Consider the following 19818-nt stretch of genomic DNA (forward strand, 5'->3'; position numbering starts at 1 on the left):
CTAGAGGCTCGGCAAATTGCCGCCGGGCCCACCCAACTCGCGGTGGATGAAATCGAAGATCTCGGCATCCGTCGCGTCGTCGAGGGCACGCGCGGCCGGTTTCTCCTCGACTGGTCCGCGTTCGTCGCCCCACCGGGCGACGAACGCCTGCAACTGCACCAGCAGCTTCTGACGGGTCAGCCGGTCCGGTGCGCTGGCCGCGAAGACGCCGTCCAACCGGTCCAGCTCGGTCAGCAGCGGGCCGGCCGCCGAGGCGCCGTCCTCGACCAACCGGTCGCGCAGGTGCCGGGCCAGCGCCGCCGGCGTCGGGTAGTCGAACACCACACCGGCGGGCAGCTGCACCCCGGTGGCGGCGCGGAGCCGGTTGCGTAGCTCCACGGCCGTCATCGAGTCGAACCCGACCTCCCGGAACGCGCGTTCCGGCTCCAGTCCCCCGCCCTCGGCGTGGCCGAGCACGGTCGCCGCCAGGGCCCCCACCAGCTCGACGAGGACGCCGTCCCGCTCGGCGGGGCTCAGCGGACGCAGCCGCTCCCGCAGCGCGGTCGCCGCCTCGTCGTCCGCCGGCTGGCGGACGTCGTCGGTGGGCAGCGCCGCGGACGCCTCCGGGATCCCGGTCAGCAGCGGGCACGGCCGCATCGACGCGAACGTCGGCACGAAGTGGTCCCAGCGCACGTCCGCGACCACCAGCGCCGCCTCCTCGCGCAGCGCCTGCCCGAACGCCTCGACGGCCTGCTCCGGTGGCAGGCCCGGCAGGCCCCGCCTGCGCAGTTGTGCCAGTTCGGCCGACTCGGGTTCGTCCCGCCACGGCCCCCACGCCACGACGGTGGCCGCCAGTCCGCCGTGCCGCCGGTTCGCCGCGAGCGCGTACAGCAGCGCGTCGCCCGCGGACTGGCCGGCCCGGCCACCCGCACCCCACACCCCCGACGTGGAGGTGCAGAGCACGAACGCGTCGAGCGGCCGGTGGGCCAGCTCGTCGGCGTACCTCGGGATGTCGCCGACGGTGGCGACCAGGTCCGCGGCCAGGCCCGCGACGGTCAGCTCCGCCAACGGCACCGATCCGGTCTCCGCCGGGACGTGGACCAGCGCGGAGACCGGCCGGCTCTCGGCGGCCAACTGCTCCATCAGGTCGCCGAGCTTGCCCGCCGCCGGATCCTCCAGCGGGAGCACCTCCGCGCCCTGCCCGCTGAGCCAGTCGGTGGTGTGCCGGGCGAGGGCACCGGTTCCGCCGGTGAGCACCACGGTGCCGTGCGGGCGGTAGCCACCACCCGTCGCCGGCCCCGCGGTGTGCCGGACCAGGCGGCGGACGTGTACGCCGGATCCCCGGACCGCCAACTGGTCCTCTGCGTCGACGTTGGTGAGCGCGGTCGCCAGGGCGGCGTACGACTCCTCGCTCCCGCCCGCCGGCAGGTCGACGACGCCGCCGACGTGCCGGGGGTGTTCCAACGCGGCGACGAGGCCGAGACCCCACGTGGTGGCCTGCACCGGACGCACGACCAGCTCGTCGGCGACGGCGACGGCCCCGGTGGTGGCCAACCACAGCGGCACGGGCGGGCCGGAGCGGAGGGTGTGCGCCTGCACCAGCAGCAGGTTCGCCGCCAGGCCGGTCGGCAGCGCGGTCTGCTCCGGGTGCGGCGCCTCGTCGAGCGCCAGCAGGGAGAGCAGCGCCGTCGGCTGGTGTGCCGTGGTGAGCCGGTCGAGGTCGGCGACCAGGCCGTCCCGGGTGACCGTGGCCGGGTCGACGGTCAGCAGGTGCACCGTCGCGGAGCCGGCCGTGAGCGCGGCCACCACCCGGTCGGTGACCCGGTGCGGTGGGGCGAGGACCAGCCAGGTGCCAGCGCCGCCGCCGGTCAACGACCGGTGCTGCCAGGTGACCCGGTACCGCCAGCCGGCGAGGGTCCCGTCGAGGTGCTGGCGACGACGCCACGAGTCCAGTTCCGGCAACAGTTCGCGCAACGGCTGGTCCGGGTCGAGGCCGAGCCGGTCCAGGTCGCCGTCGGAGACCGCCTGCCAGAACGCGTCGTCCACCGGATCGGCGGCCGGGGTCGGCGTCATGCTCACCGTCGGCCAGTAGCGCTGCGGCCGGAACGCGTACGTCGGCAGGTCGGGCAACCGCCGGGCGTCGGGGCGGGGACCGGCCAGCGCGCCGAGCACCGCCGCCCAGTCGACGTCCCGCCCGGTGACGTGCAGGGCAGCCAGGGCGGACAGCAGGGCCCCCGGCTCGTCGAAGCCGGCGCGCAGCGCCGCCACGGCCGTCCCGTCGTCGTCGGTGGGCAGCAGACCGGCGGTCATCGCGGTCAGCACGCTCTGCGGACCGAGCTCCAGGAAGGTGTCCACCCCCGCGTCACGCAGCGCGTGGATCCCGTCGGCGTACCGGACGGCCTCCCGGACGTGCCGCACCCAGTACTCCGGCGTGCGGATCTCGGCCGGGTCGGCGACCGTCCCGGTCAGGTTCGACACCACCGGCAGCAGCGGCGCGGCGAAGCGCAGCCCCTTCAGCACGGCCCGGAACTCGGCCAGCATCGGCTCCATCAGCGGGCTGTGGAACGCGTGGCTGACCCGCAGCCGGCGGGTCCGCACCCCCCGGTCCTGCCAGAGCCGCTCCAGCCCGTCGAGGACGTCGACCGCCCCGGCGACCACCACGGAGGTGGGGCCGTTGACGGCCGCGACACCGACCCGGTCGGCCAGCCCGGCCAGCGATTCGACCACCGCGGCCTCGTCGGCGGCGACGGCGAGCATTCCGCCGCCGGTCGGGAGGGCCTGCATCAGCCGGCCCCGGGCGGCCACCAGCGTGCAGGCGTCCGCCAGGGACAGCACCCCGGCGACGTGCGCGGCGGTGATCTCGCCGATCGAGTGTCCCGCGACGTGACCGGGCACCACTCCGAACGACTCGACCAGCCGGAACAGGGCCACCTCCAGCGCGAACAGCCCGGCCTGGGTGAACGCCGTCTCGTCGAGCAGTGCGGCCTCGGCGCTGCCCTCCGCCGCGAACAGCACCGGCTTCAGCGGCTGCGGCAGTTGCCGGTCCAGCAGCCCGCAGACCTCGTCCAGCGCCGCCGCGAACACCGGGAACGTGGCGTACAGCTGCCGGCCGGCGCCGGGGCGCTGGGCGCCCTGGCCGGAGAAGAGGACCGCGAGACCGCCCGCGCGCCGCCGGGCGGTGACCAGCGCGGGGTGGGGTTCCCCGGCAGCCAGCGCCCGCAGCGCGGCCAGCCGGGTCGGCTGGTCGGCCGCGACCACCGTCGCCCGCTGGCCGAGGTGGGACCGGCCGTCCGCGAGCGCCCAGGCGACCAGGTCGGCGGGAGCGTCGCCCGTCCCGATCCGGTCGGCCAGCCGGCCGGCCTGGCCGCGCAGCCCGACCGGGTCGGCGGCGGAGACCAGCCACGGGAGATGCCGCTGCGGGCCCGCCTTCTCGGGATCGGCACCCACGTCAGGCCGCTCCCCGCTCGTCGGGGCGGGCGAAGCCGGTTCCGGCCGGTCCGGTGCCTGTTCCAGGATCACGTGGGCGTTGGTGCCGCTGATCCCGAACGAGGAGACACCGGCCCGTCGGGGCCGGTCCGCCGCGGTCCACGGCTGCGCCTCGGTGAGCAGCGCCAACGCGCCGGACGTCCAGTCCACGTGCGGGGTCGGCGCGTCGACGTGCAGGGTCGCCGGCAGCACCTCGTGTCGCAGGGCCAACACCATCTTGATCAGGCTGGCGGCGCCCGCCGCGGCCTGGGTGTGGCCGATGTTCGACTTCACCGAACCGAGCCACAGCGGCCGGTCGGCGGATCGGCCACGGCCGTACGTCGCCAGCAGCGCCTGCGCCTCGATCGGGTCGCCGAGGGTGGTACCGGTGCCGTGCGCCTCGACCGCGTCCACGTCGTCCGGCGTCAGACCCGCGTTGTCCAGCGCGTGCCGGATGACCCGCTGCTGCGCCGGCCCGTTGGGTGCGGTGAGGCCGTTGCTCGCACCGTCCTGGTTGACGGCGCTGCCCCGCACGACGGCCAGGATCCGGTTGCCGTCCCGCTGGGCGTCGGAGAGCCGCTGGAGCAGCAGGACGCCCACGCCCTCGCCCCAGCCGGTGCCGTCCGCGCCCGCGGCGAACGCCTTGACCCGCCCGTCGGCGGCGAGGCCGCGCTGCCGGGAGAACTCCAGGAACGCGCCGGGGGTCGACATGACGGTCACACCGCCGGCCAGGGCGAGGTCGCACTCGCCGCTGCGCAGCGCCTGCGCGGCCAGGTGTAACGCCACCAGCGACGACGAGCAGGCCGTGTCGACGGTGACCGCCGGGCCGTGCAGCCCGAACGAGTACGCCAGGCGGCCGGAGACCACCGACGCGCTGTTGCCGGTGGCCTGGTAGCCCTCCACCTGGGACCGGGCGCCCAGCAGCAGGGTGGCGTAGTCCTGCCCGTTGGTGCCCATGAAGACGCCGGTGGCGGAACCGCGTACCCGCTGCGGATCGATGCCGGCGAGTTCGAACACCTCCCAGGTGGTGTGCAGCAGCAGCCGTTGCTGCGGGTCCATCGCCAGGGCCTCCCGCGGGTTGATCCCGAAGAACGCGGCGTCGAAGCCGGCCACGTCGTGCAGGAACCCGCCGCTGCGGGTGTAGCTGGTGCCGACCCGGTCCGGGTCGCTGTCGAACAGGGCGTCGAGGTCCCAGCCCCGGTCGGTGGGCATCGGCGTCACCGCGTCCACCCCGTCGGCCAGCAGCCGCCACAGCTCCTGCGGGGACGACACCCCGCCGGGGAAGCGGCAGGCCATCGAGACGATCGCGATCGGCTCGTCCACCGGCGGCCGGGCCACGGTCGTGCCGCCGGCGGCCGGGCCGACGTCCGCGCCGACGACCAGTTCGGTACGCAGGAAGCGGGCCAGTTCCGTCGCCGACGGGTGGTCGAAGACCACGGTCGACGGCAGGGTCAGGCCGGTGACCCGGCCCAGCCGGTCGCGCAGTTGGACGGCCGCGAGGGAGTCGAAGCCCAGCTCGCGGAAGGCCCGGCCGGCCGGCACCTGGTCGGTGGTGGGGTGGCCGAGGACCGCTGCCGCCTCCGCGCGGACGAGGTCGACCAGCAGCGCCTCCTGGCCGGTTGCCGGCAGCGCCACGAGCCGGGCCCGCAGCCCGTCGCTGGCGGCGGCGTGCTCCGGTCGCTCCGGTTCCTCGGCGACGGGCGGGGCGACCCGGTCGAAGAGGTGGCTCGGCCGTCCGGCGGTGAACGCCGTGACGAACCGGGACCAGTCGACGTCGACGATCACCGGCGCCGGTACCGAAGCGTTCACCCAGCGGCCCAGCGCCGCGACGGCGGCGTCGGGCGCGAGTGGGTTGAACCCGCGACGGCGCAGGCCGTCCTCGGCCTCTCCGGCGGCCATGCCGCCCTCCGCCCACGGGCCGTACGCCAGGGCGGTGGCGGGTAGGCCCGCCGCCCGGCGGGCGGCGACGAGCGCGTCGAGCAGGGCGTTGCCGGCCGAGTAGCCGGCCTGTCCGCCGCCGCCCCAGACTCCGGCCACCGAGGAGAAGACCACGAACGCGTCGAGCTGCCGGCCCCGGCAGGCGCTGTCCAGGTGCATGGCGCCGAGCACCTTGCCGGCCAGGGTGTCCGACAGGTCCCCGTCGGTCACCTCGTGCGCCGGGGTGGTGCCGCCGGACGCGCCGGCGGTGTGCACGACAGCGGTCAGCCCGGGCAGCCCGGCGACGAGGTCGTCGACCGCCTTCCGGTCGGTGACGTCACAGGCCACCACCCGCACCGCACCCAACTCGTCCATCAGCTCCGCCGCGCCCGGCGCGTCCGGACCCCGCCGCGAGGCCAGCACCACCTGTTCGGCCCCGTTGCCCAGCAACCACCGGGCCACGTGCCGACCCAACGCTCCCGTACCGCCGGTCACCAGCACCGTCCCGGCGGGCCGCCAACCCGACCCGGCGGGCGGTGCGACCGGCACGAGCCGCCGGCCGAAGATGCCGTTGCGTCGGACGGCCACCTGGTCCATGGTGCCGTCGGCGAGCACCGCGACGAGTCCGCCGCGGGTGCTCCGGTCGCCGCGGGCGGGCAGGTCGATCAGGCCGCCCCAGCGGTCCGGCTGTTCCAGGGCGACGACCCGGCCCAGGCCCCAGGCCAGGGCCGCCCAGACGTCGCCGGCCCGCTCGCCAGCCGTGGCCGGCATCGCGGTGCGGCTGAGCGCCCACACCCGTCCCGGCAGGCCGGTGTCGGTCAGCGCCCGGGTGAGGGTGAGCAGCACCGCCGTGCCGGCGGGCACCGCCGGCGTGTGTGCCAGGGGCTGGTCCTGCCGGGGCAGGACGCAGAGCACCCCGGCCCAGCCTTCCCCGCTGATCCGGCGTAGCCGCTCGCCGAGGTCGGCGCGGGTGAGGGTGGCCGGTACGGTCAGCGTGTCCACCTGCACGCCCGCCCCGGTGAGCGTCTTCGCCACGCCCGCGTCGGCCCCGCTGTCGACGGTGACGACCAGCCACCGCCCGGACAGCCGGGTCGCGGGGGCCGGTCGCACCGGCTCCCACCCGATCCGGTACGACCACCCGTCGAGAGTGGTGCCCCGGGACCGGAGCTGACGCCAGCGCGAGAGGACCGGCAGGGCAGGGCTCAGGGCGTCCAGTGCCGCAGCATCGTCGCCGAGTTCGGCGGCGAGGGCGGTGAGGTCGCCACGTTCCACGGCGGCCCAGAACTCGGCGTCGCCGCCGTCCGGGGCGGCCTGCCGCGCGGGCATGCTCTCGGGCCAGTACCGCTGGTGCTGGAAGGCGTACGTGGGCAGGTCGACCCGCCGCGCGCCGGCGTCGGCGAACCACTCCGGCCAGAGCACCGGCACCCCGTACACATGCAACTCGGCCAACGCCGCCAACAGCCCGTGCACCTCCGGCCGATCCCGGCGCTGCGCAGCGACAGCCAGCACACCGTCATCGGCGGGCAGAATGTCCCCGGCCATCGCGGTCAGTACGCTCTGCGGCCCGACCTCCAGGAACGTGTCCACACCAGCAGCCCGCAGAGCCGTAACCCCGTCGGCGTAACGAACCGCCTCACGGACGTGCCGCACCCAGTAGTCCGCGGTCCGAATCTCCTCGGCGTCGGTGAGCCCACCAGACACGTTCGACACCACCGGCAGCAACGGCGCCGAGAACGTCAGCCCGTCCAGGACCGCCCGGAACTCCGCCAACATCGGCTCCATCAGCGGACTGTGGAACGCGTGGCTCACCGTCAACCGACGGGTCCGCACACCCCGCTCCTGCCAGGCCCGCTCGATGCCGTCCAAGGCCTCGACAGCACCGGACACCACCACCGACGACGGACCGTTCACCGCCGCGACACCAACCCGATCGGTCAAGCCGGCGATCGACTCCGCCACCGCCGCCTCGTCGGCGGCCACGGCGAGCATCCCGCCGCCAGCCGGCAACGCCTGCATCAACCGACCCCGCGCCGCCACCAACCGGCACGCATCAACCAGGGACAACACCCCCGCCACATGCGCGGCGGTCACCTCACCGATCGAGTGACCGGCAACCACGTCGGGAACGATGCCGAACGACTCCACCAGACGGAACAACGCCACCTCGACCGCGAACAAGCCGGCCTGCGTGAACACCGTCTGGTCCAGTAGCCCCGCCTCCGGGGTGCCCGCCTCGGCGAACAACACCTCCCGCAACGGGCGCGGCAGCAGCGGATCAAGCTGTGCGCACACCTCGCCAAGGGCCGCCGCGAACACCGGGAACTGCGCGGACAACTCCCGGCCCATGCCGGCGCGCTGCGCGCCCTGACCCGAGAAGAGCAGTGCGAGTTGACCGCGTTCGGCAGCGGTACCGGTGACCACGACGCCGGAGGGATCGCCCGCGTCGAGAGTCCGGAGGGCGGCGAGCAGGCTGTCCCGATCGGCCACCACAGCGACGGCGCGCTGCTCCAGCGCCGGCCGGGTGGTGATCGAGGACCAGGCGACGTCCAGCGGACGCGAGACCTCGTCGGTGGCGAGCCAGCGCGCCCACCGGCCTGCCTGGGCGGAGAGTGCGGCGGCGTCGCGGGCCGACAGCAGCACCGGCACGACCGGCGGCACGTTCCGGGCGACGATCTCGCCCTCGACCACGTCGGCCGGCGGCTGCTCGATGATTACGTGCGCGTTGGTGCCGGAAATCCCGAACGACGACACCGCCGCCCGACGCGGCCGACCCACCTCAGGCCACGGCGTCGGCTCGGTCGCGAGAGCGACCGCACCGGCCGTCCAGTCGATGTGCGGCGACGGCTCATCCACATGCAACGTCGACGGCACCAGACCATGCCGCATCGCCATCACCATCTTGATGACGCCGGCCACCCCGGCAGCCGCCTGGGTGTGACCGATGTTCGACTTCACCGACCCCAACCACAACGGCTCCCGGCCCTGCCGGTCCTGCCCATACGTCGCCAACAACGCCTGCGCCTCGATCGGATCACCAAGGGTCGTACCCGTGCCGTGCGCCTCCACCGCGTCCACATCCGCCGTGGTCAGGCGCGCGTTCGCCAGAGCCTGACGGATCACCCGCTGCTGCGACGGACCATTCGGCGCCGTCAACCCGTTCGACGCACCATCCTGATTCACCGCCGTACCACGCACCACCGCCAGAATCCGCCGACCGTCCCGCTGCGCATCCGACAACCGCTGCACCAGCAGCACCCCGACACCCTCGGACCAACCCGTACCATCCGCCGACGCCGCGAACGACTTACACCGACCGTCCTGCGACAAACCACGCTGCCGGGAGAACTCGATGAACGTCCCCGGCGTCGCCATCACCGTCACCCCACCAGCCAACGCCAGATCACACTCACCCGACCGCAACGCCTGCGCGGCCAAGTGCAACGCCACCAGACTCGACGAACACGCCGTGTCCACGGTGACCGCCGGCCCCTCCAGGCCGAACGTGTACGCCACCCGACCGGACAGCACACTGCCCGACGTGCCGGTGCCGACGTACCCCTCGACCTCGGCCGACAGATCCATCAGCCGGGAGGCGTAGTCGTGGTACATCACCCCGGCGAAGACACCGGTCCGGCTGCCCCGCACACCCTGCGGGTCGAGACCGGCGGACTCGAACGTCTCCCACGACGCCTCCAACAGCAACCGCTGCTGCGGATCCATCGCGAGAGCCTCACGCGGCGAAATACCGAAGAAGCCCGGGTCGAACTCAGCCGCCCCGTACAGAAAACCACCATGCCGGGTGTACGACGTACCACTACGGTCCGGATCCGGATCGAACAACGACTCCAGATCCCAACCACGATCCGCCGGGAACTCCGAGATCCCGTCACCACCGGCAGCCAACAACTCCCACAACTGGTCGGGCGACTCCACCCCGCCGGGGTAGCGGCACGCCATGCCCACGATCGCGATCGGCTCGTCGGAGCCGACGACCGTGCTGGTGACGAGGTCGGTCGTCGACTGACGCACCCCGGCCAACTCCGACCACAGGTGGTCGGCGAGCACGGCCGGGGTCGGATAGTCGAACACCAGCGTCGAGGCCAGCCGAAGCCCGGTGACCGCGTTCAGCCGGTTACGCAGCTCCACGGCGGTCAGCGAGTCGAAGCCCAACTCCCGGAACGCCCGATCCGCCGGCACCGCCTCGGCGCCGCCGTGCCCCAACACCTGCGCCACCAGGCCACGCACGAGCACGTCGACCTGGGCCCGACCCTCGTCCTCCGTCAGCCCGGCGAGCCGGTCGGCCCAACCGCCAACGCCCTGCCCCGCCTGGCGGCGGGCGCCGGTCACTCCGATGAGGGTGCGCAGCACGGCCGGCACGGGACCGCCGACGGCCGCCGCCCGCAACGCGGGCACGTCGATCACGGCCGGCACCAGGGCCGCCCGATCGGCGACCAGGGCCGCGTCGAACAGTTGCAACCCGGTCTCGGCACTCATCGGCGTCAGGCCCGCTCGCGCCGACCGCGCCCGATCCGCCTCGTCCAGGGACGCCGCCATGCCCGCCGTGTCCCACATGCCCCACGCCAGGCTGACCGCCGGCAGACCCGACTGCCGCCGGTACACCGCCAGCGCGTCCAGGAACGCGTTGCCCGCCGCGTACGCCGACTGTCCCGGCGAACCCAGCACCCCCGCCACCGACGAGAACACCACGAACAGATCCAGGTCCAGGGACGCCGTCGCCTCGTGCAGCAGCCAGCCGGCCGACACCTTCGGCGCCAGCACGGCTTCGAGCCGCTGCGCGGTCAGCCCCTCGACGACCCCGTCGTCCAGCACACCGGCGGTGTGCACCACGCCCGCCAGCCGGCCCGCCGCGCCGATCTCGGCAACCAGCGCCTCGACCTGGTCCCGGTCCGTCACGTCGCAGGCCACCACCCGCACGGCGGCACCCAGCGCGGTCAGCCGCTGCGCCAACTCGGCCGCGCCCGCAGCCGACGGGCCCTGCCGCGACACGAGCACCAGCGACCGTACGCCCCGCGACGACACCAGGTGCTCGGCCACCAGCGCGCCGAGCGCACCCGTGCCGCCGGTCACCAGCACCGCGCCGTCACCCAGGTTCGGCGTCTCCGCCGCCACCGTGAGACCCGCCCGGACCAGGCGGGCCGAGTACAGCCCGCCGCTGCGGACGGCCAACTGGCCGCCGGTCGTGGCCGGTTCCCGCAGGACGCCGTCGAGCGTGGCCACCAACGCGGCGTCCAGGTCGCCGTCGACATCCGCGAGGACGATGCGGCCCGGGTGCTCCGACTGCGCCGACCGCAGCAGACCCCATACCGCCGCACCGGCCAGGTCGGTGACCCGGTCGTCGTCGGAGACGGAGACCGCGCCCCGGGTCAGCACCACCAGCCGTACATCCGCCAGAGCGTCCGCCGCGAGCCAGGACTGCACCGTCGCCAGCACATCCGAAGTCACCGCCCGGACCAGCTCCGGCGTCTCCACCACCGAGCCGGTCGGTGGGAACACCGGAAGGAGCAGCGCCCGAGGGACGGACTCCGCCCCCGCGACCGCGGCCACATCGGCGTACGCGACCAGCCCGACCCGTGCCGCCAGTTCGGCCGGCACCTCCCGGCCGCACGCCAGCAGCGCCCAGCCGGACGCCTCCCCGCCGAGGGTGGCCTCCACGGCCGGCCACCGCAGCTCGAACAGCGACCGCGATGCCACGCCCGGCGCGGCCACCCCGGTCAGCTCCCGCAGGACCAGGGAGTCCACGGACACCACCGGCGCACCGGCCTCGTCGTACGCCGCCAGCCGCACCCCGGAACCGTTACGGGCCAGGCGCACCCGCAGCACCTCCGCGCCCGAGGCGTGCACCTGCACACCCTCGAACGCGAACGGCACCCGCGGTCCACCCGACTGCTCCGAACCGGACAGCAGCCCGATCGGGTGCAGGGCGGCGTCCAGCAGCGCCGGGTGCACCCCGAAGCCGGCGGCCTCTGTCGCGGCGTCGTCCGGCAGGCCCACCTCGGCGAACACCTCGCCACCGCTGGTCCAGGCACGCCGGAGCCCCTGGAAGACCGGCCCGTACGCCAGGCCGTACCCCGCCAGCGCCGGATACCAGTCCGCCAGGTCGACCTCCGACGCCCCCGCGGGGGGCCAGGCGACCGGGTCCGGTTCCTCGTCGGTGGACGACTCCAGCACGCCCTCCGCGTGCCGGGTCCAGCCCGCCTCGGGGTCGTCGTCAGGACGGGAGTAGATGACGACGGTGCGGTACGCGGAGTCGGCGGCCCCGTCCACCCGCACCTGGATCCGCACGCCTCCGGTGCCGGAGACGACCAGCGGGGCGGCCACGGTCAGCTCGCGCAGCCGGGAGAGGCCCACCTCGTCACCGGCGCGTACGGCCAGTTCGACCAGTGCCGTACCTGGGACCAGCGTCACGCCGGAGACCGCGTGGTCGGCCAGCCAGGGGTGCGTGGCCAGGGAGAGCCGGCCGGTCAGCACCATCTCGTCGGCACCGGCCAGGTCCACCGCCGCGCCGAGCAGCGGGTGCCCGGCGCGGCCGAGTCCCGCTCCGGACACGTCACCCAGCCGGGCACGGTTGGCGGCGGGCCAGTAGCGCTCGTGCTGGAATGCGTACGTGGGCAGGTCCACCCGCCGCGCGCCGCTGTCGGTGAACCACTGCTGCCAGCTGACCGGTACGCCGTGGACGTGCAGTTCGGCGAGGGCGTGCAGCAGTCCTTGTGCCTCCGGCCGGTCCTTGCGCTGCGCGGCGACGGCCAGCACGGCGTCGTCGGCGGGCAGGATGTCGGCGTTCATCGCGGTCAGCACGCTCTGCGGTCCGAGTTCCAGGAACGTGTCCACGCCCGCCTCGCGCAGCGCGTTGACCCCGTCGGCGTACCGGACGGCCTCACGCACATGCCGGACCCAGTAGTCGGCCGTGCGGATCTCGTCGCCGTCCGCCAGCGCACCGGTCACGTTCGACACGATCGGCAGCAACGGTGCCCGGAACGTCAACCCCGCCAGGACCGCGCGGAACTCGTCGAGCATCGGCTCCATCAGCGGGCTGTGGAACGCGTGGCTGACGGAAAGGCGGCGGGTACGGATGTTCCGGCCCTGCCAGGTCCGCTCCAACTCGTCCAGGGCCTCGACAGCACCAGAAACCACCACGGCGGCTGGCCCGTTCACGGCCGCAATGCCCACCTGCCCGGTCAGCCCGACGATCGCCTCCGCCACCGCCTGCTCGGAGTCGGCCACCGCAAGCATCCCGCCACCGGCCGGCAACGCCTGCATCAGGCGGCCCCGAGCGGCGACCAACTGACACGCGTCCGCGAGGGACAACACCCCCGCCACATACGCCGCCGTCACCTCACCGATCGAGTGACCGGCAACCACGTCGGGAACGACACCGAACGACTCCACCAGACGGAACAACGCCACCTCGACCGCGAACAGACCGGCCTGGGTGAACACCGTCTGATCCAGCAGCGCGGCCTCGGCCGTACCCGCCTCGGCGAACAGCACCTCCCGCAGCGGACGCGGCAGCAACAAATCGAGCTGCGCACACACCTCGTCCAGTGCGGCGGCGAACACCGGGAACGCCTCGGACAACTCCCGGCCCATGCCGGCACGTTGCGCACCCTGGCCGGAGAAGAGCAGGGCGAGTTGGCCCCGCTGCCGGGCAGCGGCGGAGACGACCGTGCCGGCGGGGCCGCCGGTGGCGAGGGTGGTCAGCGCCGCGACCAGGTCGTGCCGGTCAACGGCGGTCAGGACGGCTCGGCGCTCGAGCGGCGGCCGGGTGGTGACGGAGGACCAGGCCACGTCCAGCGGACGCAGGTGTTCCCCGGCAGCGAGCCAGCGCGCCCACCGGCCGGCCTGAGCGGCCAGCGCCGCGTCCGATCGAGCGGAGAGCAGCACCGGCACGACCGGCAGCACGTCCCGGACGACGATCTCGCCCTCGACCACGTCGGCCGGCGGCTGCTCGATGATCACGTGCGCGTTCGTGCCGGAAATCCCGAACGACGACACCGCCGCCCGACGCGGCCGACCCACCTCAGGCCACGGCGTCGCCTCAGTAGCCAGCACCACCGCACCAGCCAACCAGTCGATGTGCGGCGACGGCTCATCCACATGCAACGTCGACGGCACCAGACCATGCCGCATCGCCATCACCATCTTGATCACACCAGCCACACCGGCAGCAGCCTGCGTGTGCCCGATGTTCGACTTCACCGACCCCAACCACAACGGCCGGCCCGTTGGCCGATCCTGACCGTAGGTGGCCAGCAACGCCTGCGCCTCGATCGGGTCACCCAACGTCGTGCCCGTGCCGTGCGCCTCGACCGCATCCACGTCCGACGTGGTCAGCCGGGCGTTGGCGAGGGCCTGACGGATCACCCGCTGCTGCGACGGACCATTCGGCGCCGTCAACCCGTTCGACGCGCCATCCTGGTTCACCGCCGTACCACGCACCACGGCGAGGACCCGGTGCCCGTTGCGCCGCGCATCCGACAGGCGCTCCACCAGCAGCACGCCAACGCCCTCGGACCAACCCGTACCATCCGCCGACGCGGCGAACGACTTGCACCGACCGTCCTGCGACAGACCACGCTGCCGGGAGAACTCGATGAACGTCCCCGGCGTCGCCATCACCGTCACCCCACCGGCCAACGCCAGATCACACTCACCCGACCGCAACGCCTGCGCGGCCAAGTGCAACGCCACCAGGCTCGACGAGCACGCCGTGTCCACGGTGACCGCCGGCCCCTCCAGGCCGAACGTATAGGCCACCCGCCCCGACAGCACACTGCCCGAGGTACCCGTGCCGACGAAACCTTCGGCGTCCGGCGGCAGGTCCATCAGGCGCGACGCGTAGTCGTGGTACATCACCCCGGCGAACACACCCGTGCGGCTGCCCCGCAGGTGCTGCGGATCCAGGCCCGCCGACTCGAACGTCTCCCACGACGCCTCCAACAGCAACCGCTGCTGCGGATCCATCGCGAGAGCCTCACGCGGCGAAATACCGAAGAAGCCCGGGTCGAACTCCGCCGCCCCGTACAGAAAACCACCATGCCGGGTGTACGACGTACCACTACGGTCCGGATCCGGATCGAACAACGACTCCAGATCCCAACCACGATCCGCCGGGAACTCCGAGATCCCGTCACCACCGGCAGCCAACAACTCCCACAACTGGTCGGGCGACTCCACCCCGCCCGGATAGCGGCACGCCATGCCCACGATCGCGATCGGCTCGTCGGTGTTCGCGGTGAGCACCGCCGTCTGACGGGCGGTGATCTCTCCGGAGACCTGCTCGTAGAGGTGGTCGACGAGCACGGTCGGCGTCGGATAGTCGAAGACCAGCGTCGAGGCCAGCCGCAGCCCGGTGGTCGCGTTCAGCCGGTTGCGCAGGTCGACTGCGGTCAGCGAGTCGAAGCCCAACTCCCGGAACGCCCGGTCCGCCGGCACCGCCTCGGCGCCGCCGTGCCCCAACACCTGCGCCACCAGGCCACGCACGAGCACGTCGATCCGAGCCCGTGCCTCCTCGGGCGCCAGGCCTGCCAGTTGGTTGGCCCAGTCACCGCCCCGCGCGGCCCGTCGCCGAGCCGTCGTCGACCCGATCAGGGTACGCAGTACGGCCGGCACCGGGCCGCCGGTGCCGAGGCTCGCGCGCATCGCCGGTACGTCGATCACGGCCGGCACCAGGGCGGCCCGGTCCGCCACCAGGGCGGCGTCGAACAGTTCCAACCCGACCTCGGCGCTCATCGGCGGCAGGCCCGCCCGCGCGGACCGCGCCCGATCGGCCTCGTCGATCGAGGCCGCCATGCCGACGGTGTCCCACATCCCCCACGCCAGGCTCACCGCCGGCAGACCCAGCTGCCGGCGCCACACCGCCAACCCGTCCAGGAACGCGTTACCCGCCGCGTACGCCGACTGACCCGGCGAACCCAGCACGCCCGCCACCGACGAGAACACCACGAACAAGTCCAGATCAAGGCCCGCCGTCGCCTCGTGCAGGAACCAGCCCGCCGACACCTTCGGCGCCAACACCCCGGCAAGACGCTCATCGGTGACCCGCTCGATCACCCCGTCGTCCAGCACACCGGCGGTGTGCACCACACCCGCCAACCGGCCACCCGCAGCGACCTCACCGACCAGCCCCAAAACCTGGTCCCGGTCCGTCACGTCACACGCCGCCACCCGCACGGCGGCACCCAGCGCGGTCAACCGCTCCGACAACTCGCCGGCGCCCGCGGCTTCCGGGCCACGCCGCGACACCAGCACCAACGACCGCACCCCGTACGACGAGACGAGGTGCTCCGCCACCAACGCACCCAGCGCACCCGTCCCGCCGGTCACCAGCACCGTGCCGTCGCCGACCACGGAGCCGTCCAGCGACGTCGGAGCCACCGCACGCACCAGACGGGGCACGAACACGGCACCCGCCCGTACCGCGACCTGACCGCCGTGCGCCACCGGCTCGTCGGCCACCGCAGCCAGGACAGCCAGCGTTCCGGCGTCCAGGTCGCCGTCCACGTCCGCGAGGACGATGCGGCCCGGGTGCTCCGACTGTGCCGACCGCAGCAGACCCCACACCGTCGTACCCGCCAGCTCGGTCACCCGGTCCCCGGCCCCGACCGAGACCGCGCCCCGGGTCACCACCACCAGCCGCGAATCCGCCAGGGCGTCGGTCGCCAGCCAGGACCGCACCGTCGCCAGTACGGCGGACGCCGCCGCGCGCACCTCGTCCGGGACGGCGACACCCGACGCGTCGACCGGCAGCACCAGCCCGGTCGGCGCGGGCACCTGACCGGCGTCGACGGCCTCGACGAGCGCCTTGACGTCCGGGAACGTCGGCAGGTCGGCGGCGGCCGGCGAGCCCACCAGCGCCCACCCGGAGACGTCCCCGGCGGCGGCGACCTCCTCGGCCTGCCAGGTGAGCTCGAACATCGAGCGGGCCGCCGCGCTCGCCCCGGTCACGCCGGTCATTTCACGCAGCGCCAGCGAGTCGACCGACACCACGGCGGCGCCCGACTCGTCACACGCGACCAGCCGCACCGTCGTACCCGTGCGGGTCAGGCGGACCCGCAGCACCCGGGCGCCCGAGGCGTGCACCTGCACACCCTCGAACGCGAACGGCACCCGTGGCCCAGCCGACTCCGTGCCCGGCAGCAGCCCGATCGGATGCAGGGCAGCGTCCAGCAACGCCGGGTGCACCGCGAACCGGGCGGCCTCCGTCGCCGCCTCGTCCGGCAGGACCACCTCGGCGAACACGTCGTCCGCGGCGGTCCACACCCGGCGCAGCCCCCGGAACACCGGCCCGTACGCCAGGCCGTGCTCCGCCAGCGTCGGATACCAACCCGCCAGGTCCACCTCGACGCCGCCGACGGGCGGCCACTCCCCCACGCCCGGCTCGTCGACCGACGCCGGCTCCAGCACGCCCTCCGCGTGGTGGACCCATTCGGCCTCCGGGTCGCTCTCGGACTGCGAGTGCACCGCCACGACCCGGGTGCCCGCCTCGTCGGCCGCGCCGACACGCACCTGTACCCGCACCGCGCCGGCCGCCGGCAGCACCAGTGGCGCGGCGACGGTCAGCTCCCGTACCCGCGACGCGTTGACCTCGTCGCCGGCTCGTACCGCCAGCTCGATCAGGGCGGTGCCGGGCACGATCACCACGCCGGAGACGACGTGTTCGGCGAGCCACGCGTGGGTGGCGAGGGACAGTCGGCCGGTCAGCACCACCATGTCGGCGCCGGCGACGGTGACCGCCGCGCCGAGCAGCGGGTGCCCGGCCACGCCGAGTCCGGCGCCGGACACGTCGGCGGTACGCGCCTGGCCGGCGCCGAGCCAGTACCGATCGTGCTGGAAGGCGTACGTGGGCAGGTCGACCAGGGCGGCGCCGGTTTCGGTGAACCACTGCGGCCAGGTCACCGGGACGCCGTGGACGTGCAGCTCCGCCAGTGCGTGCAGCAGCGCCTGCGGGGCGGAACGGTCCCGGCGCTGGACAGCCACCGCGAGCGCGTCGTCGGCGAGCAGGTCGGCGTTCATCGCGGTCAGGACGCTCTGCGGGCCGATCTCCAGGAAGGTGTCCACGCCCGCCTCGCACAGCGCGGTGACCCCGTCGGCGTACCGGACGGCCTCGCGGACGTGCTGGACCCAGTAGTCGGCGCGGGTGATCTGCCCGGGGTCGGCGAGCACCCCGGTCAGATTCGACACGATCGGCAGCAGCGGCATCCGGAACGTCAGCCCCGCCAGAACCGCCCGGAACTCGTCGAGCATCGGCTCCATCAGCGGGCTGTGGAACGCGTGGCTGACCGTGAGGCGGCGGGTACGCACACCCCGGCCCTGCCAGGTCCGCTCCAACTCGTCCAAGGCCTCGACGGCACCGGAAACCACCACGGCAGCGGGACCATTGACAGCCGCGACACCCACCCGATCGACCAGCCCGACGATCGACTCCGCCACCGCCACCTCGTCGGCGGCCACCGCCAACATCCCACCGCCAGCCGGCAACGCCTGCATCAACCGACCCCGCGCCGCCACCAACACACACGCATCAGCCAGCGACAACACCCCGGCGACATACGCAGCAGTCACCTCACCAATCGAGTGACCGGCCACCAGATCGGGAACAACACCGAACGACTCCACCAGCCGGAACAGGGCCACCTCGACCGCGAACAACCCGGCCTGCGTGAACACCGTCTGATCCAACAACCCCGCCTCGGCCGTACCCGCCTCAGCGAACAGCACCTCCCGCAGCGGACGCGGCAGCAACAAATCGAGCTGCGCACACACCTCGTCCAACGCGGCGGCGAACACCGGGAACGCCTCCGACAACTCCCGGCCCATGCCGGCACGCTGCGCACCCTGACCGGAGAAGAGCACGGCCAGTTGGGTACGCGCCGTGCCGGTGCCGGTGACCACGGCGCCGGCCGACTCACCGGCGGCGAGGGCGCGCAGCCCGGCCAGCAGCTCGTCCCGGTCCGTCGCGGTGACCACCGCGCGGTGCTCCAGCGCCGCCCGGCTGACCGTCGACGACCAGCCGACGTCGACCGGGCGCAGATCCTCGTCGGCGGCGATCCAGCGGGCCCAGCGGTCCGCCTGCGCCGCGACGGCGGCCTCGGATCGGGCCGACAGCAGCACCGGGGCCGGCACCAGTTCGCCGGCGGTTTCGTCGCCGCGCGTCGGCGTGCCCTCGACCCGGGTCGGCGCCGCCTCGGCCGGTGGCTGCTCGATGATCACGTGGGCGTTGGTGCCGCTGACCCCGAACGACGAGACCGCCGCCCGCCGGGCCCTGCCCGCCGCCGGCCAGTCGCGCGCCTCGGTGAGCAGGGAGACCGCTCCGGCGCTCCACTCGATGTGCGGCGACGGCTCGTCCACGTGCAGCGTCGACGGCAGCACCCCGTGCCGCATCGCCATGATCATCTTGATGATGCCGGCCACCCCGGCGGCGGCCTGGGTGTGGCCGATGTTCGACTTGATCGACCCGAGCCACAGCGGCCGACCCTCCGGGCGATCCTGACCGTAGGTGGCCAGCAACGCCTGCGCCTCGATCGGGTCACCGAGGGTGGTGCCCGTGCCGTGCGCCTCGACGGCATCGACGTCCCCGACGCCCAGCCGGGCGTTCGCGAGGGCCTGGCGGATCACCCGCTGCTGCGACGGACCGTTCGGCGCCGTCAACCCGTTCGACGCACCATCCTGGTTGACCGCCGTGCCACGGACAACCGCCAGAATCCGCCGGCCGTCCCGCTGGGCGTCCGAGAGTCGCTGCACCAGCAGCACGCCGACGCCCTCGGACCAACCCGTGCCGTCCGCCGACGCGGCGAACGACTTGCACCGACCGTCCTGCGACAGACCACGCTGACGCGAGAACTCGATGAACGTCCCCGGCGTCGCCATCACCGTCACCCCACCGGCCAACGCCAGATCACACTCACCCGACCGCAACGCCTGCACCGCCAGATGCAACGCCACCAGGCTCGACGAACACGCCGTGTCCACGGTCACCGCCGGCCCCTCCAGGCCGAACGTGTACGCCACCCGGCCCGACAGCACACTGCCCGAGGTGCCCGTGCCGATGAAGCCTCCGACGCCCTCGGGCAACTCCTGCACCTGGGAGGCGTAGTCGTGGTACATCAGCCCGGCGAACACGCCGGTACGGCTGCCGCGCAGCCGCTGCGGGTCCAGGCCGGCGGACTCGAACGTCTCCCACGACGTCTCCAGCAGCAGCCGCTGCTGCGGATCCATCGCGATCGCCTCGCGGGGCGAGATGCCGAAGAACCCGGGGTCGAACTCCGCCGCGCCGTACAGGAATCCACCGTGCCGGGTGTACGACGTCCCGGGGTTGTCCGGGTCGGGGTGGAAGATCCGGTCGAGGTCCCAGCCCCGGTCGGTCGGGAACTCCCCGATGCCATCGGCCCCGGCGGCGACCAGGTCCCACAGCTGCTGCGGGCTCGTCACGCCACCCGG

The 19818-nt window shown here is 73.8% G+C and carries 1 protein-coding gene (only partly in view); it reads right to left on the bottom strand.

All coding sequences use genetic code 11. The features are described from left to right. Positions 1-19818 carry the 3' portion of a type I polyketide synthase gene (locus GA0070608_RS27490; protein ID WP_091631574.1) on the bottom strand. 10059 nt of this gene lie beyond the right edge of the window, so 19818 of the gene's 29877 nt are visible here — the last part of the coding sequence; its start codon lies beyond the right edge, outside the window; the stop codon is at positions 1-3.

The organism is Micromonospora peucetia (assembly GCF_900091625.1).
Lineage (GTDB): Bacteria > Actinomycetota > Actinomycetes > Mycobacteriales > Micromonosporaceae > Micromonospora > Micromonospora peucetia.